Origin of the sequence: Streptomyces sp. SID8352 (genome assembly GCF_009862265.1) — a bacterium.
Taxonomy (GTDB): Bacteria; Actinomycetota; Actinomycetes; order Streptomycetales; family Streptomycetaceae; genus Streptomyces.
Genome location: NZ_WWGX01000030.1, coordinates 24,240 through 50,749, shown reverse-complemented (window position 1 = coordinate 50,749; position 26,510 = coordinate 24,240). Strand labels below are relative to the sequence as shown.

The 26,510-nt window shown below is 75.9% G+C and carries 16 protein-coding genes and 1 other RNA gene; 2 read left to right on the top strand and 15 right to left on the bottom strand.

Going from position 1 to position 26,510, the window contains the following annotated elements; translation table 11 throughout:
* Positions 1–472: 472 nt before the first annotated feature.
* From GTY84_RS09565 to ftsE, 7 genes are all read right to left on the bottom strand, one after another.
* Positions 473–2,671: a glycosyltransferase gene (locus tag GTY84_RS09565; protein WP_161225725.1), complete on the bottom strand. Its 2,199-nt coding sequence runs from the start codon at positions 2,669–2,671 to the stop codon at positions 473–475.
* Positions 2,671–3,408, bottom strand: coding sequence for a hypothetical protein (locus GTY84_RS09560; protein ID WP_161225724.1), 738 nt, complete (start codon positions 3,406–3,408; stop codon positions 2,671–2,673). Before GTY84_RS09560 ends, GTY84_RS09565 begins: the two co-directional genes overlap by 1 nt.
* A 2,071-nt stretch (positions 3,409–5,479) precedes the next feature.
* Positions 5,480–5,879: a transfer-messenger RNA gene (ssrA, locus tag GTY84_RS09555) on the bottom strand.
* A 148-nt stretch (positions 5,880–6,027) separates the two neighbouring features.
* Positions 6,028–6,507 (bottom strand): SsrA-binding protein SmpB, encoded by a 480-nt coding sequence (gene smpB, locus GTY84_RS09550; RefSeq protein WP_161225723.1) that lies wholly within the window; start codon positions 6,505–6,507, stop codon positions 6,028–6,030.
* 111 nt (positions 6,508–6,618) lie between these two features.
* Positions 6,619–7,791 carry a S41 family peptidase gene (locus GTY84_RS09545; protein ID WP_202550235.1) on the bottom strand — a complete coding sequence of 391 codons (1,173 nt, stop codon included), beginning with the start codon at positions 7,789–7,791 and terminating at the stop codon, positions 6,619–6,621.
* Between the two features lie 68 nt (positions 7,792–7,859).
* Positions 7,860–8,777 (bottom strand): permease-like cell division protein FtsX, encoded by a 918-nt coding sequence (gene ftsX, locus GTY84_RS09540; RefSeq protein ID WP_161225722.1) that lies wholly within the window; start codon positions 8,775–8,777, stop codon positions 7,860–7,862.
* Between the two features lie 29 nt (positions 8,778–8,806).
* Positions 8,807–9,496, bottom strand: coding sequence for a cell division ATP-binding protein FtsE (gene ftsE, locus GTY84_RS09535; protein WP_161225721.1), 690 nt, complete (start codon positions 9,494–9,496; stop codon positions 8,807–8,809).
* 242 nt (positions 9,497–9,738) lie between these two features.
* On the opposite strand from ftsE, the gene GTY84_RS09530 reads away from it, so the two are divergent.
* A complete protein-coding gene (locus tag GTY84_RS09530) occupies positions 9,739–9,924 on the top strand; it encodes a hypothetical protein (protein WP_161225720.1) in 186 nt (61 codons plus the stop codon).
* A gap of 95 nt (positions 9,925–10,019) precedes the next feature.
* Here the strand turns inward: GTY84_RS09530 and GTY84_RS09525 are convergent, their stop codons facing one another.
* The 4 genes from GTY84_RS09525 to GTY84_RS09510 all read right to left on the bottom strand — a co-directional run bounded on the left by GTY84_RS09525 (position 10,020) and on the right by GTY84_RS09510 (position 15,674).
* A complete protein-coding gene (locus tag GTY84_RS09525; protein WP_161225719.1) occupies positions 10,020–10,691 on the bottom strand; it encodes a hypothetical protein in 672 nt (223 codons plus the stop codon).
* 287 nt (positions 10,692–10,978) lie between these two features.
* Positions 10,979–12,085: a peptide chain release factor 2 gene (gene prfB, locus GTY84_RS09520; RefSeq protein WP_161225718.1), complete on the bottom strand. Its 1,107-nt coding sequence runs from the start codon at positions 12,083–12,085 to the stop codon at positions 10,979–10,981.
* 67 nt (positions 12,086–12,152) lie between these two features.
* Positions 12,153–13,394 (bottom strand): serine/threonine-protein kinase, encoded by a 1,242-nt coding sequence (locus tag GTY84_RS09515; protein ID WP_161225717.1) that lies wholly within the window; start codon positions 13,392–13,394, stop codon positions 12,153–12,155.
* Between the two features lie 633 nt (positions 13,395–14,027).
* A complete protein-coding gene (locus GTY84_RS09510; RefSeq protein ID WP_161225716.1) occupies positions 14,028–15,674 on the bottom strand; it encodes a serine/threonine-protein kinase in 1,647 nt (548 codons plus the stop codon).
* 842 nt (positions 15,675–16,516) lie between these two features.
* Between GTY84_RS09510 and GTY84_RS09505 the strand changes: the two genes are divergently transcribed.
* Positions 16,517–20,008 (top strand): FHA domain-containing protein, encoded by a 3,492-nt coding sequence (locus tag GTY84_RS09505; RefSeq protein ID WP_161225715.1) that lies wholly within the window; start codon positions 16,517–16,519, stop codon positions 20,006–20,008.
* Positions 20,009–20,574: 566 nt separating this feature from the next.
* On the opposite strand, the gene asnB is transcribed toward GTY84_RS09505, so the two are convergent.
* From asnB to GTY84_RS09485, 4 genes are all read right to left on the bottom strand, one after another.
* A complete protein-coding gene (asnB, locus tag GTY84_RS09500; RefSeq protein ID WP_161225714.1) occupies positions 20,575–22,428 on the bottom strand; it encodes an asparagine synthase (glutamine-hydrolyzing) in 1,854 nt (617 codons plus the stop codon).
* A gap of 57 nt (positions 22,429–22,485) precedes the next feature.
* Complete coding sequence (locus GTY84_RS09495; RefSeq protein ID WP_161225713.1) at positions 22,486–23,943, bottom strand: MFS transporter; 1,458 nt, start codon at positions 23,941–23,943, stop codon at positions 22,486–22,488.
* A gap of 133 nt (positions 23,944–24,076) precedes the next feature.
* Complete coding sequence (locus GTY84_RS09490) at positions 24,077–24,559, bottom strand: hotdog fold thioesterase (protein ID WP_265294875.1); 483 nt, start codon at positions 24,557–24,559, stop codon at positions 24,077–24,079.
* Positions 24,556–26,265, bottom strand: a complete 1,710-nt coding sequence (locus GTY84_RS09485) for a class I adenylate-forming enzyme family protein (RefSeq protein ID WP_161225712.1) — start codon at positions 26,263–26,265, stop codon at positions 24,556–24,558. The genes GTY84_RS09490 and GTY84_RS09485 overlap by 4 nt, the downstream gene beginning before the upstream one ends.
* Between the last annotated feature and the right edge of the window lie 245 nt (positions 26,266–26,510).

The window sequence follows — 26,510 nt, the reverse complement described above, 5'->3', positions numbered from 1 at the left end:
GCTCCGGGGACGCGGTGGTCCGCGCCCGGCGCCGGGCTCCCGTACAGGCCGTCCTGGCGCGGCGGTCCGTGGAGGCCGCCCCCGGGCGCGGGCGCGTACGGGTCGTGCGCGCCCGGTCGCCCGTACGGGTCCGGTCCGCCCGGCCGGCCGGGGGTCTCCGGCCGGTGCCACGGCCCGTACGGGTCGCTCTCCCGGGGGGTGCCGTACGGGTCAGCCGGCCGCGGCTGCCCGTAGGGGTCGTACGGCCCGGGGGTCCCGTAGGGGGAGTCCTGCCGGGGCTGCCCGTACGGGGCCCCGGGGTAACGGTTCCCGTAGGAGTCGTCCGGGTGCGGGGACCCGTAGGAGTCGTCCGGGTGCGGGGACCCGTAGGGGCCGCCCTGCGGGGGGACGCCGTGGGGGGCGGCCCCGTACGGGGAGCCGCTGGGGTCGGCCGGCTCCGGGGGCGTCCCCGGTCCGGCCGGATGTCCGGGGGTCATGCCACGGGCCTCCGATCATTGCCGCCGTGCGTCCGCCGGCGCGGCACCGCGCCGGCCACCGGGGCCTCCACGACACCGGTGCGGCGCAGCTTCTGCCAGCGCAGACGGCCCCCGGTGAGCGCGGTGATCCAGGACTGGAGCAGCACGACGTACATGAGCTGGCGGTAGAGGATCTGCTGGAGGGGCAGCGAGATCAGATGGGTCATGCGCTCGCGGTCGAGGCGGAAGGCGTAGGCCGCGCAGACCGCCTGGATGGCGAGGACGCCCAGCCAGGCCACGATCGTCTTCTGGGTCGGGCCGAACACGATGCCGTAGAGCAGGAAGACGTCGATCAGGGGGGCCAGCAGGGGCGCCAGGACCATGAACAGGGAGACGAAGGGGAGGCCGACGCGTCCGAAGCGGCCGGAGGGCCCCTTCTCGATGACGGCCCGGCGGTGCTTCCAGATGGCCTGCATGGTGCCGTAGGACCAGCGGTAGCGCTGGGACCAGAGCTGCTGCACGCTCTCCGGCGCCTCGGTCCAGGCGCGGGCGTTCTCGGCGTAGACGACCCGCCACCCGGCGCGGTGCAGCGCCATGGTGACGTCGGTGTCCTCGGCGAGGGTGTCGTCGCTCATGCCGCCGATGGGTTCCAGGGCGGAGCGGCGGAAGGCGCCGACCGCGCCGGGGATGGTCGGCATGCAGCCCAGGATGTCGTACATGCGGCGGTCCAGGTTGAAGCCCATCACGTACTCGATGTGCTGCCAGGCGCCGATGAGGCTGTCCTTGTTGCCGACCTTGGCGTTGCCCGCGACCGCGCCGACCCGGGCGTCGCCGAAGGGCTGGACGAGCTCGCGGACGGTGGACGGCTCGAAGACCGTGTCGCCGTCCATCATCACGATGATGTCGTGCCGGGCGTTCGCCAGGCCCCGGTTGAGGGCGGCCGGCTTGCCCGCGTTGAGCTGCCGGACCACCCGGACGTCGGGCAGGCCCATCGCCTCCACGATGCGGGCGGTGCCGTCGCTGGAGCCGTCGTCGATGACGACGACCTCGATCGGATGGTCGCCGGCCATCAGCGAACGCACCGTGTTCTCGATGCACTTGGCCTCGTTGTACGCCGGTACCAGCACCGTCACCGGCTCGGTGACCGCCGGGCCCCAGCGGAAGCGCCGTCGGCGGACCCGGCGGGCGTGCGCGCCGGAGAGCAGGAGCATCAGCACGAAGCGGCTGATGACCAGGGTGCCGATCACCGCGAGGCCCACCACCAGGCCGTCGGTGAGCATCTCCGACGCCTGGACCAGGAAGATCCACGCCTTGGCCTTCCACAGGGCGGACCCGGTGACCGGGCTCATCGCGCTGGGGGCGTCCAGGGCCTCGGTGAGGTTGTCGAACGCGTAGCCCTTCTCCTTCATGTCGGGCAGGAACCGGTCGAGGGCGGCCACCGTCTGGTGGCGGTCGCCGCCGGAGTCGTGCATGAGGACGATGGCGCCCTTGCCGTGCTCCGGGGTGGCGCGCCGGATGATCTCGTCGACGCCGGGCTTCTGCCAGTCCTCGCTGTCGGTGTCGTTGACGACGGTGATGTAGCCGCGGGAGCCGATGTACTCGGTGACGGGCCAGGACTCGTCGTCCATGGCGTCGGCGAAGGAGGAGTACGGCGGGCGGAACAGGGAGGTGCGGATGCCGGCCGCGCCGGAGATCGCCAGCTGGTTCTGGGACAGCTCCCAGTCGATGCGCCGCTCGGACTGGAAGGAGAGGTCCGGGTGGTTGAAGGTGTGCAGGCCCACCTCGTGGCCCTCGTCGACCATGCGCCGGACGAGGTCCGGGTAGCGGGAGGTCATGGTGCCGGTGACGAAGAAGACCGCGTGCGCGTCGTGCTTCTTCAGCACGTCCAGCACCTTGGGCGTCCAGGTCGGGTCGGGGCCGTCGTCGAAGGTGAGGACGATGTGCCGGTCGGGCACGCGCAGGGTCTCGGCCCGGCCTCCCCGGGTGTCGATGACCGGGCCGCCCTCCAGGATCCGCTCCGGCACCCCGGTGGTCGGCGCGGGCTCCCGGATCCGGTGGTCGGCCAGGATCTCGCTGTGCACGTAGCCGCGCAGCATGAGCATCGCGGCCAGGGCGACGAGGACCAGCAGCGGGAGCAGCAGCCGCAGGGGCAGGCGCCGCCGGGAGCCGTCACGGGCCTTTCTCGGGGCTCCGTGACGGCGGGACTGGGTGGCCATCAGAGGATGTTCTCCGGGGACAGGGACGAGGAGGTGAGGTGGCCCGCGGGCGCCGCCGCGGCGAGGGGGGAGGAGCCGCCGTCGGGGGTGGGGTCCGCCGGCTCGCCGGTGCCGGCGGGGGCGGTCGGAGCGGTGGCCGTGGGGTCGCCGCCGCCCCCCGGTGAGGTCGGGGTGTCCGGGACGGTGGGGGCCCGGGTCGCCGTGGCCGTCGGGTCCGGCGCGGTCGGGGCGGTGCCGTCGCCGGGGCGGGTGGCGCCGCCGGCGCCGCCGGTGGCGGTCGGGCCGGGTCCGGTGGTGGCGCCGGTGCCGGGCGGCCGGACGGCGCCGGTGGGGGCGGGCGCCGGGCTCCCGCCGGTGGGGGCGGCGGAGGTCCCGGGGGCGTCCGCGGGGGTGGCCCGTGGTGCGGAGCTGCCGTCGGCGGAGGGCTCCGCGGAGGCGGAGGGCCCCGGGGTGGTGTCGAGCTCCCCGGCGGGACGGCCCTGCTCCTGGCCGGGCACGGGCAGCCAGGGCGCGTCGGAGTTGCCGGACATCAGGGTGGAGACGATGACGACGGCGTAGACCGCGCAGGCGATGCCGACGACGATGCCGAGGCGGCGGAAGTGGCGGCCCCGGCGGCCGGACTCGTCGACGAAGACGGGGCCGTCGGACGCCTCGGAGCGGACCGCGGCGACATGCGCCGGGCCGGCCTTGCGGAGCGTCCCGCCGCGGAGCTGGACCGCGTCGAGCTGGACCGTCACCTCGTGCGGGTCGTGGGTCTGCCCGGTGTCGCCGTCCCGGTCGCCGGGGTCGCCGTCGAGGGGCTCCGGGGCGCCGAACGGGGCCGGGGTCCCCTCCCAGGGGCCGGCCGGGCCGCCGGTGGCGGGGTCGTGGCCGGCGGGGAGGGCGGTGGTGGGCGCGCCCGGTCCCGGGGTCCTCGGGAAGCGGTCGTCGGGACCGGTCCGGGGCAGGAGGGAGGTGGGCTCCGCCTGGGGCGGGACGGCCTCGGGGGCCGTGCGGGGGAACGGGACGGTGCCGCCCTGCGGGGGGAAGGGGGTCGTGCGGTCGGTGCGGAGGGCGGGGCGGCCGGGGCCCGCGGCCCTGCGGCGGCCGGTGCCCGGGGCGAAGCGGCCGGGGCGGGCGGCGGGGGCGCGCGTGCCGGGGGCGGCAGGGCCCGCGGGGCCTGGTATCCCGGACAGGCCGGGGTCGTGGGAGGTCCCGGGGTCCCCGGACGGCCCGTCGGGGGTCCCCGGGCGGCGTATTCCGGACGGGCCGGGGATGCCGGGGGCCGCGGGCGCGCCGGAGGCACCGGCCGGGGTCCGGCCGAACTGCGGGCGGACCACGGGGGCGCCGTTCCAGCCGTCGCCGTCCGTCCGGCCGGGCTCCGCCCGGCCGCCGGTCGTGCCGGGGCCGGTGGCGTCCGCTCCGGTCGGGCCCGGTCCGCGCCGGGCGGCCGGACGGCCCGCGCCGAACCAGTCGACGCCGCCGTCCGTGTCTCCCGGTGAGGGGTGCGCGGCACCCGGGAAGGGGTGCGCGGGGCCGGACGAGGGGTGGGTGGTCGGAAGGGCCCGGGTGGAGTCGTCGTCGGGGGGCGCCATCGGGAGACCACCGGCGGGGGGTACGGCGTCACGCCACCCCGGTTGGTCGTCTTCTTGCCATTTCTCCACGCTTACGCGCACCCCCCAGGGGACGGTTCGGGACGCACGGACGACTCCGAGCATCCGTCGGTCGAACCGGCCCCCACCAGGTTCTCGCGCCCCCCTGTACCACACCGCGCTCGGGCCATGAATGTAGCGCACGCAGAGAACGTCCGATCGCCGTGGATCACCTGTGCGCGGAGGCGATCAGGTGATCGATGTCCGAAAGTGATCCCCCCGAAGACGGGGTGAGCCACCGGTTTTCGGCCGTGACCTGGGAAGCCGCACGTCGGAGCGCATCCGGGGCGGGCCGCGCCAGACCGTCCCGCCGGACAAGTGATACCGGCGACAACGGCACCGGTTCGACAAGTGGGCACACCATGGTTCCCGGCATGGCCGAAAGGTCCAGCACGGCGAGGGCCGGGCACCGCGCCCTCCCCTCGTGAACCCCGGCACTCCCCCTCCCCCAAAGCCATCGGAACGGATGACGCCCCCGTGATTCCCCGTCCCCCGAACAGGTGGTGCGCGGGCCCGGCCACCCGGGACCGGGCGCGTTTCCACCCCGCGGCGGGCACCCGGCGACCCGGCGCGTCGGCGGTGCCTTCGGAGGCGGGTGGAATGTCCGGGGCGAGCGGATGCCCGGGGCGGGCGCGGTCCTCACCGTCGCGTGCGCGGAGGAGCGCGGGCACCGCATGACGGCCTCGGGGTGGCGTCGGTATTCGAGCGACGTCCTCCGCGCGGCGGGGCTGCCGCTCGGGGCGCCGCATACGGGACGGCCGGACCGGTGGCGCCGCTGCCGTGGACCGCGGGGCAGCGAAGACGGCGCTCCACCCCTCGGCAGCCGCTCGCGGCCCCACCCCATCGGGGCACCGCCGCCGGGTGCGCGACCACCGGCGACGGGGGCGGGGCACGGAGGCCGACCCGGACGCACGAGGACGGAGCCACCGCACGGCGACCGACCCGGACGCACGAGGGTCCGGACCCGTGCGGGGCGCGGTGAATGCGAGCGGGGCGCGACGGAGAGGGGCGGGGCGCGGCGGAGGTGGGCGAACGGCCCGGGGGCGCCCCGTCCGGCGCCCGTACCGACCACCGCGCCCGGGGCCGCGGGGTGCCGGGCGAAGAGGCCCCGCGCCGGGGCCGGGCATGGCGAAGGCCCCGCCGCGCTGGAGCGGCGGGGCCTTCGCCCACATGGGAATTGTGGAGATGGCGGGAATCGAACCCGCGTCCAACGATGTGGAACCAGGGCTTCTCCGTGTGCAGTTCGCTGCGATTTTCTTGGCCCCGGAGATCACGCGAACAAGTCTCCGACGGGCCCAGTCACTGTTTGGTTTCCCTCTTCACCCCGTGACCGGGATCAAGGTTTAGTCCCCTAGCTGATGCCAGGATCCGGGTCGGGAACATCCCCGGGCTGACACTCCCTGTATAGGAGGCTCGCTCTGCTACCTGAGATCAGGCAGCGAGGGCGAAGGCCTGCTGGGAGGAATCGCGCTTGGTGTTGGCGATTATTGTTTTCGGCCTGTGGTTTACGAGATCATGGCCGCTTCCTCGACACGCTTCCCCTGCTTCGACAGCCGCTGTCGAAACCGATCATCCCCATGTTGTTTTTTCAAAACCCTCCGAAGAGGCCCTCCGAGGAGGGGTGTGCACCCGCTTCGAGGTGCGAGTGCCATCGTACGTGAACAACGCACATCGATGCCAGCGTATTCCCCGTGGCCCACCGCCCCCGGCGGCGCGGCGGGCCGGTCAGGCCCGCTGCTTGCGGCGGATCGCGGAGATGGTCCGCTCGGCCTCGCGCCGGTCCTGCTTCTCGCGGAGGGTCTGCCGCTTGTCGTACTCCTTCTTGCCGCGCGCCAGCGCGATCTCGACCTTGGCCCGGCCGTCCTTGAAGTACAGGGCGAGGGGCACGATGGTGTGCCCGGTCTCCTGGGACTTCGACTCCAGTTTGTCGATCTCGGTGCGGTGCAGCAGCAGCTTGCGCTTGCGGCGGGCGCTGTGGTTCGTCCAGGTGCCCTGGCTGTACTCGGGGACGTGCACGTTGTAGAGCCACGCCTCGTGCCCGTCCATCTGGACGAAGCCGTCGACCAGCGAGGCCCGCCCCTGGCGCAGCGACTTCACCTCGGTGCCGGTGAGGACCAGTCCGGCCTCGTAGGTGTCGAGGATCTGGTAGTCGTGCCGCGCCTTCTTGTTCTGGGCGATCAGCTTGCGCCCTTTTTCCTTAGCCATAGTGCCGCCCATCTTGGCACTACGCGGGCGCCCGGGGGAAAGGCGTTTGCGCGGGTGCGGCCCTCCCGGGCGGTGCCGCGTCCCCGGCGGGCGCGGGGCACGGACCGGTCCTCAGCCGCGCGGCCCGCTGAGGATGGCGCGCGCCCGCTCCAGGGCGGCCGGTCCGGCGGGGTCGGTCTCCAGGTCGGGGGCGATGCCGGTGCCGTCCACGGAGTGGCCGGAGGGGGTGCGGTAGTGCCCGACGGTCAGCTCCGCGACGGAGCCGCCGGGCAGCCTGCTGGGCATCTGGACGGAGCCCTTGCCGAAGGTGCGGGAGCCCACGACGACCGCCCGCCCCCGGTCCTGGAGGGCGCCGGTGAGCAGCTCGGCGGCGCTCATGGTGCCGCCGTCGACCAGGGCGACCAGGGGCCGGGTCAGGTCGCCGCCGGGCCGGGCGTGCAGGGCCCGCTGCTCCCCGTCGACGTCGTAGGTGGCGACGAGGCCCCCGTTGAGGAAGACGGAGGCGGCGGTGACCGCCTCGGCGACCAGGCCCCCGGAGTTGCCGCGCAGGTCGAGCACGACCCCGGCGCCGGCCGGGACCCTCGTCAGGGCGGTGCGGAGCTGGTCGCCGACGCCCTTGCTGAAGGAGGAGACCTCGATCACGGTGACCCCGTCGGCGAGCGCGCCCACGGTCACCGGCTCGGTGGAGAGCCGGGCCCGGCGCAGGGTCTCGGTCCAGGAGCGCGCCCCGCGTTCCAGGCCCAGCCGCACGGGGGACCCGGCGCCCGCCCCGGCGGCGTCGCCGCGCAGGGCGGCCACGACCTCGGTGACGGGGCGGCCGTCCGCGGGCTCGCCGTCGACGCTGCGCAGCCGGTCGCCGGCGCGGATGCCGGCGTCGTCGGCGGGCGATCCGGCGCGGACCCGGGAGATGGCGATCCGGCCGTCCCGCTCGCGGCGCGCGGACAGGCCCACGCCGGTGTAGCGGCCGTCGAGGGCGTCCTCCAGCTCCTCGTACTCGCCCCGGGAGTAGACGGCGCCCCAGCGGTCGCCGCTGCGGCTGACGGCGCGCTCGGCGGCCTCCAGGGGGGACTTGCCGTCGGCCATGGCCTCGGCGGCGGCCCGCGCCACGTCCTCGTGGTGCCCGGCGGGGGCGGCGGAGCGGGCGGTGTCCCGGGCGGCCCTCCGGTCGCCGTGGGGGAAGGCCCCGGAGGCCGCCCCGGCGACCAGTACACCCGCGAACACCAGCGTCAGGACGGCCCCGTGGCGTGCGCGGCGGGGCTGACAGAACGGGTCACGACCTGACATGGCGGTGAGTCTAGGACAAGCCGAGAGGGTCGTACGGCCCCTCGGCCGCACGACCCTCGGGGCGTGTGTCACACCTTCAGGTACTTGCGCAACGCGATGAACGCGGCTGCCGCGGGCATCAGCAGGCTGACCGCCAGTATCAGCGGCAGCTTGGTCAGCAGCGCGTCCCAGCCGATGAAGTTGATCAACGCGAGCTTCTGCGACAGGGCGAGGCCGTGGTCGATGATGAAGTACCGCGCGGTCATCAGGAATCCGCAGGCCACACCGCCGCCGATGAGCCCGGCGACGGCCGCCTCCATGATGAACGGCGCCTGGATGTAGAAGCCGGAGGCGCCGACCAGCCGCATGATGCCGGTCTCACGCCGTCGGCTGAACGCCGAGACGCGCACGGTGTTGACGATCAGCATCAGGGCGACGACCAGCATCAGCGACATCACCGCGCGGGCGGCCCAGTTCATGCCGTTCAGCAGCTCGAAGAGGCTGTCCAGGGTGTCCCGCTGGTCGGCCACCGACTGCACGCCGGCCCGGCCGTCGAAGGCGGTCGCGATGACCTCGTACTTCTCCGGGTCGGTCAGCTTGATCCGGTACGACTCCTGCATCTGGTCCGGTGACAGGGAGCTGGCCAGCGGCGAGTCGCCGAACTGCTCCTTGTAGTGCTTGTAGGCCTCGTCCTGGGACTCGTACGTCACCGTGTCCACGACCGACAGCTTCTTGAGGTCGGTGAGGATCTGCTGCTTCTGGTCGTCGGTGACCGCGCCCTCGGCGCAGTTGGGGTCCGACTTGGCGTCGCTCTTGTTGCAGAGGTAGACGGTGACGTTGACCTTGTCGTACCAGTAGTCCTTCATGCTGTTGACCTGGTCGCTCATCAGCAGCGAGCCGCCGAACAGGGCCAGGGACAGGGCCACGGAGACGATGACCGCGAAGGTCATCGTCAGATTGCGACGGAGACCGACACCGATCTCCGAGAGCACGAACTGGGCGCGCATGGCGTCTGGTTAAGCCTTTCCGTTCTCCGTCAGTGCTGGTAGCCGTAGACGCCGCGCGCCTGGTCGCGGACGAGGCGGCCCTTCTCCAGCTCGATGACGCGCTTGCGCATCTGGTCCACGATGTTCTGGTCGTGGGTGGCCATCACCACGGTGGTGCCCGTCCGGTTGATCCGGTCGAGCAGCTTCATGATGCCGACGGAGGTCTGCGGGTCGAGGTTGCCGGTGGGCTCGTCCGCGATCAGCAGCTTCGGCCGGTTGACGAAGGCGCGGGCGATGGCGACGCGCTGCTGCTCACCGCCGGACAGCTCGCCGGGGCGGCGCTCCTCCTTGCCGCCGAGCCCGACCAGGTCGAGGACCTGGGGGACGGACTTGCGGATCTCGCCGCGGGACTTGCCGATCACCTCCTGGGCGAAGGCGACGTTCTCGCCGACCGTCTTGTTCGGCAGCAGGCGGAAGTCCTGGAAGACGGTCCCCAACTGGCGGCGCATCTGCGGCACCTTCCAGTTGGACAGGCGGGCGAGGTCCTTGCCGAGCACGTGCACCTGGCCGTGGCTGCAGCGCTCCTCGCGCAGGATCAGCCGCAGGAAGGTGGACTTTCCGGAGCCGGATGACCCCACGAGGAAGACGAACTCGCCCTTCTCGACCTCCAGGGAGACGTCCCTGAGGGCTGGGTGGCTCTGCTTGGGGTAGACCTTGGAGACGTTGTCGAATCGGATCACGGATGCACCACGGGTCGCCGGGGGTAGATGTGCGTGACCTTACGCGAACCGCGGAGCCCGCCGCAGGCACCGGCGGCCGTTGCGCGCCGGTTGCGCGTTTTGTCCCCGCGGTGGAGCCCGGCGGAGCCCTCCGGGCGGCGCGCGGCGGCCCCCGGAACCTGGCACAGTGGAAGGGAAACGGGAACGTTCACCAGGGTGTGGGCGTTGGAGAGTGTGAGAGCGGCGGCGAGGAGGCGAGGCGCGTGACGTACGACCGGCTGGTGTGCGCGAACTGCGCGGCGCCCGTCAGTGAGGGCCGGTGCCCGGTGTGCCGGGCCCACCGGCAGCGGCAGGAGAGTTTCTTCACCGGGGTGAATCCGATGGCGCTGGTCGCCCTGCTGGCGGTGCTGATCGCCGCGGTGGCGCTGCTGGCCCACCAGACGGTCTGACGGGACCGACCGGAGCGGCCGTCCAGGGACACGGAAGGGCCCGGAGCGCGTGGCGCGCTCCGGGCCCTTCACCGTGCGTGGCGGTGCGGCCACCCTCAGGCGGCTGCCCCGCGGCGGCCGTTCATCGTCCGCGGCAGCATCCGGAAGCCGATGCCGCCGGCGATCATCGTGGCGGCGCCGACCAGCAGGAAGGTGGTCTCGGCGGCGCCGGTGTCGGCGAGTTCTTCGCCGCTGCCCTGCGCGGCGGCGCCGGAGCCGGTGCCGGGGCCCTGGTCGCCGGTGTCGATGAGCCCGGAGGAGCCCTCCTCCTGGACGACCTCGCTGTTGCCGCCGTCGGGCGAGGTGCCGTCGGTCTCACCCGGGCCGGGGCCGGGGTCGCCGGGGCTCGTGGTGGCATCGGTCGGGGTGGGGACGGGGGTGCCCGTCGGGCCCTGGGTGGGCGTCCCCGAGGGCTGCCCGGTCGGCTGTTCCGTGACGGGCGGCGTCGTGGGCACCTCGGTGGGCCCCTCGGTGACGGGGGGCTCCGAGGTGGGCTGCTCCGTGACGGGGGGCTCCGAGGTGGGGATCTCCGTCGTCGGCGGCTCGGTGGTCGGCTCCTCCGTGGTCGGGATGGTGGTGGGCGGCGGGCCGGACGGCTCGTCCTCGGACTGGATGCCGATGTTGATGTCCAGCGCCGAAGCGGCGCCCGCGGCCGTCAGCGAGGCACCGGCGGCGATCACGGCGCCCGCCGCCACCCGCGCGATGCGGATGCGCGTCTTCTTCGTCATGTAGCTGCTACCCCCAGTAGCGAATGGTCGGTGCGGCGCGTACGGGGCCGTGATCGACAGGGGTGGCAACGGTGCCCGCTCAGCCCCCGGTTCACATGCGCCCCGGAAATTACGCACGCCGCGGCTCACCCTTCCCAATGTTCAAAGCGGCGTCAAGGTCGTTGCGTACGTGATGCCCCGGGAGGGGGTATATGCCGGGTTGACGAACGGAAAAAGGCAACTGCCGCACTCGGGGCGGCAGTTGCCTTGTCGACAAAGCGGCGGGACCGGCCGGTGCCGGTCCTCCGCTACTTCTCCTGCTGCTTGCGCCAGCGAACCCCGGCCTCCAGGAAGCCGTCGATCTCGCCGTTGAACACGGCCTCGGGGTTGCCCACCTCGTGCTCGGTGCGCAGGTCCTTGACCATCTGGTAGGGGTGCAGCACGTACGAACGCATCTGGTTGCCCCAGGAGTTGCCGCCGTCGCCCTTGAGGGCGTCCAGCTTGGCCCGCTCCTCCTGGCGGCGCCGCTCCAGCAGCTTGGCCTGGAGGACGTTCATCGCCGTGGCCCGGTTCTGGATCTGCGAGCGCTCGTTCTGGCAGGCGACCACGATGCCGGTGGGGATGTGGGTGATGCGGACCGCGGAGTCCGTGGTGTTCACGCCCTGGCCGCCGGGGCCGGAGGAGCGGTAGACGTCGATGCGCAGCTCGGACTCATCGATGTCGACGTGGTCGGACTGCTCGACGACGGGGAGGATCTCCACGCCCGCGAAGGAGGTCTGGCGGCGGCCCTGGTTGTCGAAGGGCGAGATGCGCACCAGCCGGTGGGTGCCCTGCTCCACCGAGAGGGTGCCGTAGGCGTAGGGCGACTGCACGGCGAAGGTGGTCGACTTGATGCCGGCCTCCTCCGCGTACGACGTCTCGTAGACCTCGGTCTTGTAGCCGTGCTGCTCGGCCCAGCGCAGGTACATCCGCTGGAGCTTCTCGGCGAAGTCGGCGGCGTCCACGCCGCCCGCCTCGGCGCGGATGTTGACGAGCGCCTCGCGCGCGTCGTACTCGCCGGAGAGCAGGGTGCGGACCTCCATCTCGTCCAGCGCCTTGCGCACGGACGTCAGCTCGGACTCGGCCTCGGCCCGGGTGTCCGGGTCGTCCTCCTCCTCGGCCATCTCGAAGAGCACCCCGAGATCGTCGATCCGGCCGCGCAGGGCCTCGGCCTTGCGCACCTCGGCCTGGAGGTGCGAGAGCCTGCTGGTGATCTTCTGCGCCTCGTCCGGGTTGTCCCACAGGGAGGGTGCTGCCGCCTGCTCCTCGAGCACGGCGATGTCTGCCCTCATCCGGTCGAGGTCCAGGACGGCCTCGATCGACTCCATGGTCGAGGAGAGGGACTTCAGCTCTTCGGATACATCGACGACTGCCACGTGTCCAGCGTAACGGCTCCGCCGCCCGGCCCACGCAGGGCGTGCGCGGTCGCGGCCGCCGGGCCGCTCAGGGCGCCGCCGGGGCCGAGTTCCCGGTGTCCCGGGGGCCGGGGTCGTCCCCGTCGCCCCCGCCGGCCAGCCAGGCGCCGGCGCCGACCGCCGCCGCCAGCACGACCGCGCCCGCGCCCAGGACCGCCCGGCGGCGGCGCGCGACGGCCCGGTTGCGGGCCGAGCCGGGGCGCGGGGCACCGGCGGCGCGGGGGGCGCGGGCGGTGCCGCGGGCGCCGCCGGCCAGCTCGTCGGGGGCGGGGACGCGCATCGAGGTGTGGGTGTCGCGGTTGGCGTCGGCGGGCCGGGCCCCGGGCACCAGCGGGACCGTTCCGCGGCGGACCGGGTCGCCGGGGGGCGCCGGGGCCGCCGCGGCGGGCTCCTCGGGGCCGTCCTCGGCGTCGTCGCCGGGCTCGTCCACGTCGAGCGGGCCCATCCCGGCCAGCATCGGCAGCAGCTCGCGCAGCCGGGCCGCCAGCTCGGAGGCGCGCAGCCGGGAGGCCGGCCCCTTGGCCAGGCACTGCACGAGGAGCTGCCAGAGCTCGTCCGGGATGCCGGGCAGCGGGACGACCGTCTCGGTCACATGGCGGCGCAGTACGGCGCCGGGGTGGCCGCCGCCGAACGGGGTGAAGCCCGCGAGCAGCTCGTACAGGACGGTGGCGAGGGCGTAGATGTCGACGGAGGCGCGCGGGGGCAGCCCCTCGACGATCTCGGGGGCGAGGTAGTCGGGGGTGCCGATGATCTTCGTGGCGCGGGTGCGGCGCGGGGTGTCGATCAGCTTGGCCACGCCGAAGTCGGTGAGCAGGGCGGGGTGCGAGGCGCCGGGGCCGAGCGGCCCCTGCATGTCCAGCAGGACGTTCTCGGGCTTGACGTCGCGGTGCACGACCCCGGCGGCGTGCGCGGCGGCCAGGGCGTCGGCCACGTCCGCGACGATGGCCACGGCGGCCTCGGGGGCGAGGCGGCGCTCCCGGTCGAGGCGGGTGCGCAGATCGGTGCCGCGGACGAGGTCCATGACCAGCGCGAGGTCGTTGCCGTCCACGACGAGGTCGCGCACCGAGACGATGCGCGGGTGCTCCAGGCCGAGCAGGGCGGTGCGCTCGCCCACGAAGCGGGAGACCAGCTCCTGGTCGGAGGCCAGGTCCTCCCTCAGCAGCTTGATCGCCACGGGGCCCTCGGGGCCCTCTCCCAGCCACACCGTGCCGGCGCTGCCCCGCCCGAGGATCTGGTGGGCGGTGTACCGGCTGCCGATCTTCCGTGCCAAGGCTGCTCCTACCGACGCGTGTTGCGGCCAAACCTACGCGTCCCCGGAGCCCGCCTTCACGGGGGAGGCGGAAATCACCCGGCGGTTGTCGACAAATCCCCTGACCGGTGTCCCGGCGGCCCGGTGTCCGGACGGACGGCCCCGGAGACCGGTCGGGGCACGGGGACGGGTCCGGGCATACGGGGTGTGAGTGCGGCGGGCTCGGTGGCCCACCGGACGGTGCGCGGTTCGCGACCGACGGGAGCGTCCGGCCGGGCGCTGGCACGGGGGTCGGCCGGGCACGGCGGTCGGCCGGGCACGGCGGTCGTGTACGGCCGGGCGAGCGCGGCCACCGGGGCGCGGACGGGCTCGGCGGCCGCGTCGGCTGTGCGGGGCGGGAGGTGGGCCCCGGGGCGGCGCCCGCGGCCGGGCCCGGGGAATCGGCCGGGGCCGGGGCCCCAGGGCGCCGGTGCGGCCCGGGGCCGGTGCGGCCCGGGGCCGGGGTGGTCCGGGGCCGGGGTGGTCCGGGGCCGGGGTGGCCCGGGGCCGGGGTGGCCCGGGGCCGGGGTGGCCCGGGGCCGGGGTGGCCCGGGGCCGGGGTGGCCCGGGGCCGGGGTGGTCCGGGGCCCATGGGTGAGCGGGCCCCGGGACGGTTCAGTTTCCGGTTCCGCCCAGGTCCCTGACCCAGCCGCTGGCGGTGTCGAACCAGGCGCCGAGCTGGGACCAGTAGCCCCGGCCGGTGCCGATCCAGCCCTGGAGCGGGCTCAGCTCCCAGATCAGCCAGCCGGCCACGACCAGCACGAGGATCGTGACCAGGCACCCCTTGAGGCAGCCCAGGCCGGGGATCCGCACGGGATTGGCGCTGCGCTGCCGCGGCTGCCGGGGGGCGCGGGGCTCGGGAGCCGGGGCGGGCGGCGGCGCGTAGCGCTGGGGCGGCGGCTGCTGGGGCTGCTGCGGCTGCGGGGTCGCGTACCGCTGCTGCTGGTACTGCTGGGGCTGGTACTGGTGCTGCTGCGGGTAGCCGTAGCCGTCCGGGCCCGGCTGGTACGGCTGCGGGCCGGGCGGCGCCTGGTGGGGCGGCTGCTGGGGGCGGGCGGCCTGGCGCTGCGGGCGGCGGCGCAGCGGGTCCTGCTGGGGATCGACGTACTGGACCTGCGTCTGGTCGTTCCGGTCCCGGGCGGCCCGGAGCTGGTTCTGCCAGGGGTGCGGGTCCTGCGGCCCGCCGCCCGGCTGCCCCGGCGGCACCGGGGGCATGACGGCGGTGGGGTCGGCGGCGCCCCCGGGCCCGCCGGTGTGCGGCAGGACGCTGGTGGCGGCGTTGGGGTCGTGGGCGCCCGGGTGGTTCGGGAGGACCTGGGTGGGGTCGGCGGCGCCGGGGACCGCGGTGGGCGCCGGGTCGGGGGCGAGCAGCGCGCCGACGTTCTCGGCGGCGCCGATCTGGGCGCTGTTCGCGTGCACACCGATGCCGTCTGCGACGACCCGCAGCCCCCGGGCCAGGTTCTCGGCGCTGGGCCGCTCGTCGGGCTCCTTGCGCAGGCAGCGCTCGATGACCGTCCAGAGCGGGTCGGGCACCGTGGAGGGGCGGCGGGGCTCGGCGCTGAGGTGCTGGTGCAGCACCTCCAGGGCGGACGCCCCGGAGAACGGCGGACGCCCGCTGACCAGCTCGTACAGCAGGATGCCCGCGCCGTAGACGTCGACCGCGGAGGTCTGCGGGCGGCCCTCGGCGGATTCCGGCGCGATGTAGGCGGGGGTGCCGACGAACTCGTGGGTGCGGGTGAGGCCGGGCGAGTCCGCGAGGCGGGCGATGCCGAAGTCGGTGAGCATCGGGTGCATCCCGCCGCCGTCCTGCCGCAGCAGCACGTTGGCCGGCTTGAGGTCGCGGTGGACGACGCCGTCGGTGTGGCTGGCGGCCAGCGCGTCCGCGACCTGCGCGGTGAGCAGCGCGGCGGCGACGGGGCTGAACGGGCCGTTCTCGCGCAGGTAGCGGTGCAGGTCGGGGCCGTCGACCAGGTCCATGACCAGGGCCAGCAGCTCGCCCTCGACGACCAGGTCGCGGACCCGGACGATGTTGGGGTGGGTCAGCCGGAGCAGGACCGAGCGCTCCCGCAGGAAGCGCATCACGATGTCCGGGTCGCCGGCCAGCTCCTCCTTGAGGACCTTGATCGCGACGGTTTCCCCGGGCTGCCCGGGCACGGCCGCCTCGGCGCCCGCGGTCTCCCGCTGGCGGGCACGCCAGACGGTCCCCGTGGCACCGCGGCCCAGGGGCTCCTCCAGGAGGTACTTGCTGCCGACCGGCCGCACGTCATGCGCTCCCTGTTGCTTGCTGGCTGTTCCGACACACTGTAGTGCCGAGGGGTGCGGCACCGGGTGGTCCGCGCGGCCGCGCCTCCCATGGTCCCCGTCGCCGCCCTCACGGCCCGCGGACGCGCCGCGCAGACCGCGCGCGGGCCCCGGCGTGCCCGGTGCGCGGTGGGCGCGCGCCCCCGCGGGGCGTCCGGCGCGCGCCGTCGGAGGGAAGACGCGGCGACGGACGGGTTGGTTGCCGGGGCGGGGCGCCCTGCCGTCCGCGAGGGCGGGCCCGGCGGCGCGTCCGGGCCCGGCATCGGGGCCCGGCGGCCCAGCGATCCGGGCCTGGCGGCCCGGGGACCGGGGTTGGCGGGCCGGGGACCGGGGTTGAGGGGACCGGGGTTGAGGGGGCCGGGGCTCCGGGGACCAAGGCTTCGGGGACCGGAGGCCGGGCCTGGAGGGATCCAGGGTTCCGGGGGCCGGAGGTCCTGGGACAGGGCCAGGCCCGGGGCCCGGGGACAGGGCCAGGTGGCCGGGGCGGGGGCCGGGGCCAGGGCCGGGAGGGCGGCCGCGAGACCGCGAGACCGCGAGACCGCGAGGGCCAAGGGGCGTCCCGAGGGGCGCCTTTCGGCCACCGGCGTGGCGCCGGACGGGCACTTTTGCGGGCAGAGCAGACCAATCAAGATCATTCAACGCCGGTCGGCGGGCGCGGTGTCGGTGGCAGGTGCGAGGATGCTCACAGTTACTGGCCGACGTGCTCGTGTGACGGTGGGGAAGTCCGTGGTGGGGGACCGCGGTCGGACGGCTTCGTCCCCTTACGGACCGCGGGCGCCCGCGCGAAGGGACCGCTGACGGCGATGCAGATCCGGCTGACCGTCGTAGACCCGCAGGGCCCGCCCGCCGCCCCCGGGGGCGGAGCCCCGAGCCGCGACGTGCTGGTCACGGCGCCGGCGGGCACGGCCCTGGCCGCGGTCGCCTCCGCGCTGGCCGCGGCGCTGCCGGGCGACGGCGGCACCGGGCCGGTGGTCCTCTACGCCGGGGCCCAGCGGCTGGACACCCAGCGCTGCACCCTGGGCGAGCCCCCGCTGACCGACGGCGCCGTGCTGTCCCTGGGAGCCCCCGGCGAGCCGGAGCCGCATCCCGGCGACCTCCCGGCCCGGCTGCACGTGGTCGCCGGACCCGACGCGGGCGGCGTCCACCTGCTGCACGGGGGGTGCGTCCGGCTCGGCCGCTCCGCCGACGCCGACGTGGCGCTGGACGACCCCGACGTCTCCCGGACGCACTGCGCGGTCACCGTCGACGCCGGGGGCGGCGTCACCGTAGCCGACCTCGGCTCCACCAACGGCACCACCCTGGACGGGGTGCCCGTGACCGCCCGCCCGGTGCGCTTCCCGCCGGGGGCCCTGCTGCGGATCGGCGAGTCGGTGCTGCGCCTGGTGCCCGCCGGGCAGGCCGAGCCCCGGGGGCCGCGGGCCACGCCGGACGGCGAGGGGCACGTACGGCTGCCGGTCCTGGGCACGCCGGGCCCGGCCGGGGACGGGGCGGGCCCCGGACCGGCGGACGGCCCGGCGGCCCCGTACGGCCCGGCGGGCGCGCCCGGACTCCCCGGGGTTCCCGGCGGGCCGACCCGTCACGCGTACGGGACCTCGGCCCACCAGGGAGCGGCACGGCCGGGCGGGGCGGGCGGCGCGGCGGCCCCGGTCGGCGGGTACGGCGCCCCGGCGTACGGGCAGCCGCCCACGGTTCCCGGGCAGGGCGGCGCCCCGGGCATCGAGAGCCGTGGTCCCGCCCCCGCCCCCGCCCCCGGTGCACCCCTCACCGGGGCGTACGGCCCCCACGACACCCGTCCCGGCGCGGCCCCGGAGCCCGGGGACCCCTCGGAGTCCGCTGCGGGGGCGCAGCAGGGCGGGCGGCGGCGCGGTGGGCTCGGCGCGTGGGCGCGGCGGCTGGCCGGCGGGCGAGGCGCCGGGGCGCGGGAGGCGGAGGGGCCCGAGGCGTGCCTCCCCGACGGCGAGGCCCCCGTCCCCGGGCCCGGCGAGCCGGTCCCGCCGCTGGTCGCGGGCGCCCCGGAGACCTGGCCGGACCCGGCCGCGCTGCTGCTGACGGCCCTGGGGCCGGGCCCCCGGCTCTGGGAGCGCGGCGCCGCCCACCCGGAGGCGCTGTCCGTGCGGCTGGGCACGGCCGACCGGGCGGTGCCGGGCCGGGCCGCGCCGCTGCCCGCCGTGCCGGTCACCGTCGGGCTGCGCGGGGCCGGGGCGCTGGGGCTGGCGGGGCCGCGGGCGCGGCTGTCCGGGCTGGCCCGCTCGGTGCTGGCCCAGCTCGCGGCGCTGCACTCCCCCGATGTCCTGGAGATCGTGCTGATCGGCGCGGACCGCGCCCGGCCCCTGGACGCGCGGGTGGCCGAGTGGTCCTGGCTGGGCTGGCTGCCCCAGGTGCGCCCCGGGCACGGCCAGGACTGCCGGCTGCTGCTCGCCCACGACCCGGACCAGGCCGCCGCCCGGATCGGGGAGCTGCTGCGCCGCCTGGAGGACCGTCCGGGCGACGGCCCCCGTGTGGAAGTCCCGACCCGTCTCCCGGTGCCGGGTCCGGTCCACGGTCCGGGTCCGGTCCACGGTCCGGGTCCGGTTCACACCCCGGGTCGGGCCATGGCGCCGTCTCCCGCCCCGTTTCCGGCCCCCGGCGCGATACCGGGTGCCGGGGCGGAGGCGGCCGGGTCCGGTCCCGGTTCCGGCCGGGAGCAGTATCCGGGGGCGCCCGGCGGGACGGGCGGGCGCACGGGGCCGTACACCGTGGTGGTGGTCGACGGTGACCCGGGCGGTGCCGAGCTGCGCGAGGCGGTGGCGCGGCTGGCGGTGGAGGGGCCGCGGGCCGGGATCCATGTCCTGTGCGTGGCCGAGACCGCTCCCGCCGCCCCGGCCGCACCGGTGGCGGAGGCGTACGAGGCGGCCTGCGCCGGCTCCCCGCTCCTCCGGGAGTGCGGGGCGGTGGCGCTGCTCAGCGGGGACGTGGCGACGGCCGTGCGGCTGCTGCGGATCGTGGACGCCGACGTCCCCGGCGTGCCGCCGGGCCCGGCCGGGGAGGGCGTCCTCGGCACCGTGGACGCCGTGTCCCCGGCGTGGGCCGAGCGGTTCGCGCGGGCGCTGGCGCCGCTGCGCACCGACGGCGCGAGCGGCGGGCGGCGCGTGTCGGCGCCGTTGCCCCGGGCCGCCCGGCTGCTGGACGAGCTGGGGCTGGCCCGTGCCACGCCCGCGTCCCTGATGGCCCGCTGGGCCGCGGCGGCCGACGATCCGCAGACCCTGGGCGGCCGGGCGCAGGCCGTGCTGGGCGCCGGGCCGCGCGGCCCGGTCGCGGTGGACCTCGCGGCGGAGGGTCCGCACCTGCTGGTCGAGGGGCCTCCCGGCAGCGGCCGTACGGAGCTGCTGCGGGCCGTCGTCGCCTCGCTGGCCTCGGCCGAGCGCCCGGACCGGCTCGGGATCGTGCTGATCGACGGGCGGGACGGCGCGGGCACCGGCGGCGCCACCTCGGGCGAGGGACTGCGGGTGTGCACGGACGTGCCGCACGTGACGACCCATCTGGCCGCCAACGACCCCGTGCTGATGCGGGAGTTCGCACAGTCGCTGAGCGCGGAGCTGAAGCGGCGGGCAGAGTTGCTCGGCCGGTCCGACTTCACCACCTGGCACACCGGGCGCGCGGTGTCGGGCCGGATGGTCGCCCAGCGCACCGCCGGTGGTGTCGTGCCCGGTGTCTCGGACACCGGGGACCTGGAATCGCCGCCCAGTTCCACGATACGGCTGCGGCCGGGGGCGGCGCGGGCCCGGACGGAGCCGGTGCCGCCGCTGCCCCGGCTGGTCGTGGTCGTGGACGATCTCGACGACCTCGTCGCCCCCTCGCTCGGCTCCACCGGGCGGCCCGCCGCCGGGTCGGTGGTGCGGGCACTGGAGGCCGTGGCGCGGGAGGGGGACCGGCTCGGGGTGCATCTGGTGGCCGCCACCGGCCCCGGGGGCCGTACGGCCCGGACGGAGCCGGTGCGCCTCGCGGCGCTGCGGGTGGTGCTCGACGCGCCCGCCGCCGGTCCCGACGAACCGGCGCCCGGGCGGGGCCGGCTGACCGGGGCGGACGGGCGGGGTGTGGGGTTCCAGGGCGGCCGGGTCACGGGCCGTATCCCGCGCACGGCGACGCTGCGGCCGACGGTGGTGGCCCTGGAGTGGGACCGCATGGGCGATCCCCCGGCCCGCCGCCCGGTCCGCGAACTGGGCAACGGCCCCACCGATCTGGCCCTCCTGGCCAGCGCCCTGGACCGGGCCTCCCGCCAGGTCTCGGCACCACGGGTCCCGTCCCTCCTCCGGTAGACACCGGGGAGCGTCGGGCCGTGTGCGGCTTCGCGACGCGGATCCGGCCGGTGGCGCGGCGGCCCCGAGAGCTGCGGCCCGGCGGGTGGCGGGCTGGCGGACGGCGGGTCGGCGGACGGCGGGTCGGCGTCCGGGGCCCCGGGTGCCGGGCCCGCGACCCGGCCGTCCGGCCGGAGCGCCCGAGCACGCGGGGCTCCGCCGGGGGTCCGCACCGCAGGGGGTCCCGCGCCCGCCGGTGGACGGCGCACGGTGACGCGCCCGGGCCGGTGCTAACCGGCGCGCCGGGCGGAGCGCGCGCGGCCCGGGTCCGGCGCGGGAGGGGGCGCCGGACCCGGGCCGGGTGCGGGAGGTGCCGTCGGAGGGGCCCGACGGCGGGAGCCGTGGGGGAAACCGGGCCGGACCCGTGGGGGAGGCGCCGGGCGGCCCCGTCCGAAGGGCCCGGCGCGCCCGCCGGGGAGGAACCCGGAGGGACCCGCCGGGCCCCGGTGCCGGAGCGGGAAGCCCCGGCGGGGGCCGGGGTCGGGGGTCCGGCGGGGGCCGGGGCCGGGGGTCCGGCGGAGGGCGGGTCAGAGGTCCAGGTCGACCTCGTGGGTGCGGAGCCAGAAGTCCAGCGCGAGGACCAGTTCGGTGCCCGTGCGGTAGCCGGGGACGGGGGCGTCGGCGGTGGCGGCGGCGAGCGCCTCCTCGTCGAGCAGGTCGCGCACCCGGGAGGAGGGTCCGTCGACGGCCTCCTTGAGGGAGGCGCGCAGCCCGTCCAGGTACAGCGGGTCGCGGGTGATCGGGTACGGGGCCTTGACCCGGTCGGCGATCTCGTCCGGCAGCAGGTCGCGGGTGGCGGCGCGCAGCAGGCTCTTCTCCCGGCCGTCGAAGGACTTCATCGCCCACGGGGTGTTGAAGACGTACTCGACCAGCCGGTGGTCGCAGAACGGCACCCGGACCTCCAGGCCCACCGCCATGCTGGCCCGGTCCTTGCGGTCGAGCATCCACGGCAGGAACCGGGTCAGGTGCAGATAGCCGATCTCGCGCATCCGCCGCTCGGCGGCCGGTTCGCCCGGCAGGTGGGGCACCTCGGCGAGGGCCTCCCGGTAGCGCTGCTTCCGGTAGCCCTGGAGGTCGATCCGGGCGAGCAGCCCCCGGTCGATCAGTGATTCGCCGGGGCCGCTGCCGGGCCCGGCGATCCCGGTGCCGAAGGGCGGCGCGAGCCACGGGAAGGTGTCCGCGGCGACGGTCTCGGGGTGGGCGTACCAGCGGTAGCCGCCGAACACCTCGTCGGCCGACTCCCCGGAGAGGACGACCCGGCAGTGCCGGCGGACCTCCTTGAAGAGCAGGTACAGGGAGGTGTCGCCGTCGCCGAGGTCGAAGGGCAGGTCGCGGGCGCGCATCACGGCCTCGCGGGCGGCGGTGTCCAGCAGGGCGTCGGGCGGGAGGGAGACCACGGAGTGGTCGGAGCCGACGTGCCGGGCCAGCATCTCCGCGAAGGGGGCGTCCGGGGTGCCGCGCCAGTCGTCGGCGTGGAAGGAGTCGGCGTGCCGGGCGAAGTCCAGGGCGTAGGACTTGATGGGGTCGGCGCCGAGCGCGGTGCGGCGGCGGGCGGCGAGGGCAGTGATGATGCTGGAGTCCAGCCCGCCGGAGAGCAGGGTGCCGACCGGCACGTCCGCCACGAGCTGGCGGTCGACGATGTCCTCCAGCAGCTCCCGCACCCGGGCGATGGTGGTGGGCAGGTCGTCGGTGTGCTCGTGGGACCGCAGCTCCCAGTAGCGGCGCACGGTGGTGCCGCCGCGCCCGCAGCGCAGGGTGTGGCCGGGGCGCAGCTCGCGCATGCCGCGGTAGAGGGCGTGGCCGGGGGTCTTGGTGAAGCCGAGGAGTTCGGCGAAGCCCTCGGAGTCGATCACCGGCCGCACCGCGGGGTGGGCCAGGATCGCCTTGGGCTCGGAGCCGAAGAGCAGGCCGCCGGGGACCGGGTGGTAGTAGAGCGGCTTGATGCCCATGCGGTCGCGGACCAGGAGCAGTTCCTGGGTGCGGGCGTCCCACACGGCGAAGGCGTACATGCCGTTGAGGCGTTCGGTGAAGTCCTCGCCCCATTCGAGGTAGGCGCGCAGCACGACCTCGGTGTCGCTGGAGGTGCGGAAGGCGTGGCCGCGGACGGTCAGGTCCTTGCGCAGCTCGCGGTGGTTGAAGAGCTCGCCGCTGTAGGTGAGGCCGACGACGGTCTCGCCCTCGTGCTCGACGAACATCGGCTGGGTGCCGCCCACCGGGTCGACGACGGACAGCCGCCGGTGGCCGAGGGCGACCAGGGGGGTGGTCCAGAGGCCCTCGGCGTCCGGCCCGCGGCACGCCATGGTGGCGGTCATCGCGCGGGCGGCCTCGGCCGTGACGGGACGGTCCGGGTCGAAGGAGACCCAGCCGGCTATTCCACACATGGGTGCCACCTCTCGGGGCGGGAAGGGGGGCGGGGCGGGACCCCGCCCCCGGGGGCGTCAGGAGCGGACGGGGGGCGGGCTGAAGCGCTTGAAGGTCCAGGTCGTCACCATCACCACGAGGACGAGCAGGAAGCACACCCAGGTCGCCCAGGCCATCGCCCCCGCCCAGTCGCCGTCGGTGGGGGCCTTGCCGGCCGTCGCGAAGAACAGGGCGCCGACCGCCGCGACACCGGCGGCGCTGGCGAACTGCTGGGTGGTGGTGAGGATGCCGGAGGCGGTGCCCGCGTCCTGCGGGCGCACCGTGGTGAGGGCGGCGCCGAAGAGGGCGGGCAGGACGACGCCGTTGCCGCCGCCGATCAGGCAGAGGCAGAACACGATCCAGGGCAGGCCGGTGTCGGCACCGGCGGTCGCCAGCCGCAGCGCGAGCAGGGCGAGGCCGAGCGCGGTCACCCCGCCGGAGACCACCAGGGCGTTCATGCCCCAGCGGGCGGTGAGCCGGCCGCCGACCATCGAGGTGGCGGTGAAGAGCACGCCCATCGGGGAGAAGACCAGGCCCGCCTCCAGCGGGTCGAGGCCGAGGCCGGACTGGAGCAGCAGGGTCAGGGTGAACATGAAGCTGCCGAAGTAGATCATGAAGGCCACACCGGCGATCACGCCGCTGCGGAAGGACTCGCTGCGGAACAGGGACATCACCAGCACCGGGTTGCCGCCGCGGGCGGCCAGGGAGCGCTCGTACCAGAGGGTGGCGGCGCCGAACGGCAGGGCCAGGGCCATGCTGATCCACGTCCAGGCGGGCCAGCCGGAGGCGTGTCCGGTGGTCAGCGGCACCAGCAGCAGGGCGAGCGCCGCGGAGACGCCGAGGGCGCCGACCGGGTCCAGGCCGGTCCGGCCGAGGCGGGTGCGGGCGGGCAGCACCTTGAGCGCGGCGAGCGCGATCAGCAGGCAGAACGGCACGTTGATGAGGAAGATGGTGCGCCAGCCGAGCCCGGCGAAGTCGGAGGCGACGAGCGCCCCTCCGAGGACCTGTCCGGCGATGGAGCCGAGGCCGGCGGCGACCCCGTACCAGGCCATCGCGCGGCCCTTCTTCTCGTCCGGGAAGTAGGCGGTGATGACGGCGAGCACCGGCGGGACCATGACCGCTCCGGCCAGGCCCTGGGCGAGGCGGGCGACGATGAGCTGCGCGGGGGTGTCGGCGAGGCCGCACAGCAGCGAGGTGACCCCGAAGGCGAGGGTGCCGATGATGAAGAGGCGGCGGTGGCCGAAGCCGTCGCCGAGCCGCCCGCCGGTGATCATTCCGGCCGCGTAGGCGAACGCGTAGCCGCCGACGACCAGTTCGAGCTGGCCGGAGGTGGCGTGGATGCTCTCCTCCATGGAGGGCGCGGCCACGTTCACGACGAAGAAGTCGAACTGGGCGAAGAACATGGCCGACAGCAGGACCAGGAGGACCGGGCCGGTGCGCTGCACGGTCGGCGGCGCCCCGGTCTGGGTCTCGTGCGGATCGTGGGTGGTGGTCATGGGGGGTTCCTCGGGGTGTGGTGTCGGGGTGGTGCGGGGTGGGTCCGGGGCCGTCACCGGCCGGGAGGGGCCGTGACCGGGCGGGGGCGGCCGGGCCCGGGGCGCGCCACCGGTGGCGGCCGGGCCCGGCCGTTCAGCCGCGTCCGCGGGCGCCCCTGGTGCCGCGTCCGCCGTGTATGGCGCAGGTGATCCGGGCGGTGCAGACCCGTCGGCCCGCCTCGTCGGAGACGACGATCTCGTAACTGGCGGTGGTCGCGCCGAGGTGGAGGGCGGTGGCCACGCCGGTGACCGTTCCGGCGCGGACCGGGCGGTGGTGGGTGGCGTTGAGGTCGACGCCGACGGCGATCCGCCCCTCCCCGGCGTGCAGCGCGGCGCCCAGCGAGCCCAGGGACTCGGCGAAGGCCGCGGAGGCACCGCCGTGCAGGATGCGCTGCAACTGGGTGTTGCCCCGCACCGGCATGGTCGCGACCACCCGCTGGGCGGTGGCCTCCTGGAAGGTCACGCCCATCCGGCCGGCCAGCGTCCCGGCGCCCGCCTCGTTGACCCAGGCGACGACCGCCTCGGGCGGTCCGGCCGGGAGGGTGCCGCCGGGGGCCGCCGGGGCGGGGGCGCTCACGCGCCGGCCGCCGCGGTGGCGGGGGTCGGGGTGCCGGGGGCCGCGGCGGCGGGTCCCGCGGGCCGGTACTCCTCCAGGGCGGCGTACTTCTCGCGCAGCCGGCGCTTGAGCACCTTGCCGGTGGGGCCGAGCGGGATGTCGGCGGCGGAGGGCGCGATCTCCAGGTACGCGAGCCGCGGCTCGCCCGCGGCGGACAGCACCCTGTTGGCGCGGGCCAGCAGGTCGGCGGGGTCGGCCTCCTCGCGGAGCGTCACCAGGGCGACGGGGACGGTGCGGCCCCGGTCCCGCCCAGCCACCACCGAGCAGTCGGCCAGCTCCGGCAGGCCGAGCAGCATCTCCTCCTCCATCAGCGCCGAGTGGCCGTCGCCAGCGTCGGTGCGGATGCGGTCGACCACGCGGTCCACGTGGAAGAACTCGCCGTCCGCCGTGCGCCGCACCAGGTCCCCGGAGAGCCAGTGGCCGGAGAGCATCGAGCGGTAGGTGGTGTCGGAGTCGTTCCAGTAGCCGTGCGCCACGGCCTCGCCGCGCACACCGAGCATGCCGACCTCGTCGTCGGCGGCGCGGCTGCCGTCCTCGCGCAGCACCGCCACCTCGGCGATCGGGACGACGGTGCCCAGGTGCCGGGCGCGGGCCGGGGAGTCGGGGGTGAGGACCTTGCGCAGCGCGGCCCAGCCCAGTTCGGAGGAGCCGAGGCCGTCGTCGATGACCGAGCCGGGGACGTGGCCGTCCGGGGTGGTGGTGCGGCCCAGCGCCATCAGACGCCGCATGTGCGCGTCGTGGCCGCAGTCGCCGAGGTTCACCCACACCTCGACCGTGGCGACGTCGGCCGGGTCGGGCTCGTGGGTGGCCAGGTGGGAGAGGGCCTCGTTGAAGGCGAGGACGACGGTGGGGCGGTGGGTGGCGCTGCCGCGCGCGATGCCGGGGCCCGTCGGGTCCGACCAGCCGACGGTGGGCACCCCGGCGAGCAGGGAGTAGAAGGTGAAGGCGATGGCGCTGGAGTGGGACTGGGGGGCGCCCGCGAGCACCCGCGCGGTGTCCGGCTCCGGGTGGTTGAGGAGCCGGTAGCAGGCGCCCGAGACGCTCTGCCGGTGGGCCCATATCACCGGCTTGGGGTTGCCGGTGGTCCCGGAGGAGTGGCAGATGACGACGGCGTCGTCGTCGCCGTGCCGGAAGAGGTCGGCGGGGCGCGGGGCGCGCGCCCCGAGGGTGCCGGTCTCCTCGTCGAGGGCCGTCCAGCGCAGGTCGGGCAGCGCGCGTTCGGCGCCGGCGAGGCCCTCGCGGCGCTCGCCGTCGGTGAACAGGCCGACGGCGCCGGTGCGGCGCACCAGGCCGAGCGCGGTCTCCGGCACCATCCGGCCGTTGATCAGCACGCCGATGGCGCCGATCCGGGCCAGGGCGGTCAGGTGGACCTGGTAGGCGAAGGTGTCGGCGAGGTACACGGCGACCCGGTCGCGGGGGCCGATCCCGCGGTCCAGGTACCAGGCGGCCCATCCGTCGGCGAGCGCGTCCAGCTCGCGGAGGCTGAACTCCTCCTTGGGGCGTCCGTCCAGGCCCGTGAGGGGGCGGTCGGCGAGCAGAACGGGCAGGTCGGCCGCCGGGTTCGTCTCGGCGGCGATCCGCCAGGCGTTGCCGCCGCCGAGGCCGGGCAGCGCGGCGAGCCGGGCGCGGGTCTCCGGGGGCAGCAGGGTCTTGGACGTGAGCGGCATGGGATCACCTGGTTCCGGTCGGGGGAAGACTTCGGTGGACGTCCGACTCCGCCTGGGCCGCGCGGCCGGAACGCGGGTGGGCGCGCGGTGCCCCGCGCGTCCCGGCGCGGGGCACCGGACGGTCCGGCCCCCGGTGCGATCCAGTGCGGGCAGCCCGCACCGGCGGCTCGGCTCCCGACGCTAGGGGGGCCAGGGGGCCGTCGCCAGCGCGCCCCGCACAGTGCGTCAGGTCGGCGCGAAACGAT

Excerpts from the sequence above, each read along its gene's own strand:
- GTY84_RS09565 (WP_161225725.1), bottom strand. The coding sequence starts at position 2,671 with ATGGCCACCCAGTCCCGCCGTCACGGAGCCCCGAGAAAGGCCCGTGAC.
- smpB (WP_161225723.1), bottom strand. The coding sequence starts at position 6,507 with ATGGCTAAGGAAAAAGGGCGCAAGCTGATCGCCCAGAACAAGAAGGCG.
- GTY84_RS09545 (WP_202550235.1), bottom strand. The coding sequence starts at position 7,791 with ATGTCAGGTCGTGACCCGTTCTGTCAGCCCCGCCGCGCACGCCACGGG.
- ftsX (WP_161225722.1), bottom strand. The coding sequence starts at position 8,777 with ATGCGCGCCCAGTTCGTGCTCTCGGAGATCGGTGTCGGTCTCCGTCGC.
- GTY84_RS09525 (WP_161225719.1), bottom strand. The coding sequence starts at position 10,691 with ATGACGAAGAAGACGCGCATCCGCATCGCGCGGGTGGCGGCGGGCGCC.
- GTY84_RS09505 (WP_161225715.1), top strand. The coding sequence starts at position 16,517 with ATGCAGATCCGGCTGACCGTCGTAGACCCGCAGGGCCCGCCCGCCGCC.
- asnB (WP_161225714.1), bottom strand. The coding sequence starts at position 22,428 with ATGTGTGGAATAGCCGGCTGGGTCTCCTTCGACCCGGACCGTCCCGTC.
- GTY84_RS09495 (WP_161225713.1), bottom strand. The coding sequence starts at position 23,943 with ATGACCACCACCCACGATCCGCACGAGACCCAGACCGGGGCGCCGCCG.
- GTY84_RS09485 (WP_161225712.1), bottom strand. The coding sequence starts at position 26,265 with ATGCCGCTCACGTCCAAGACCCTGCTGCCCCCGGAGACCCGCGCCCGG.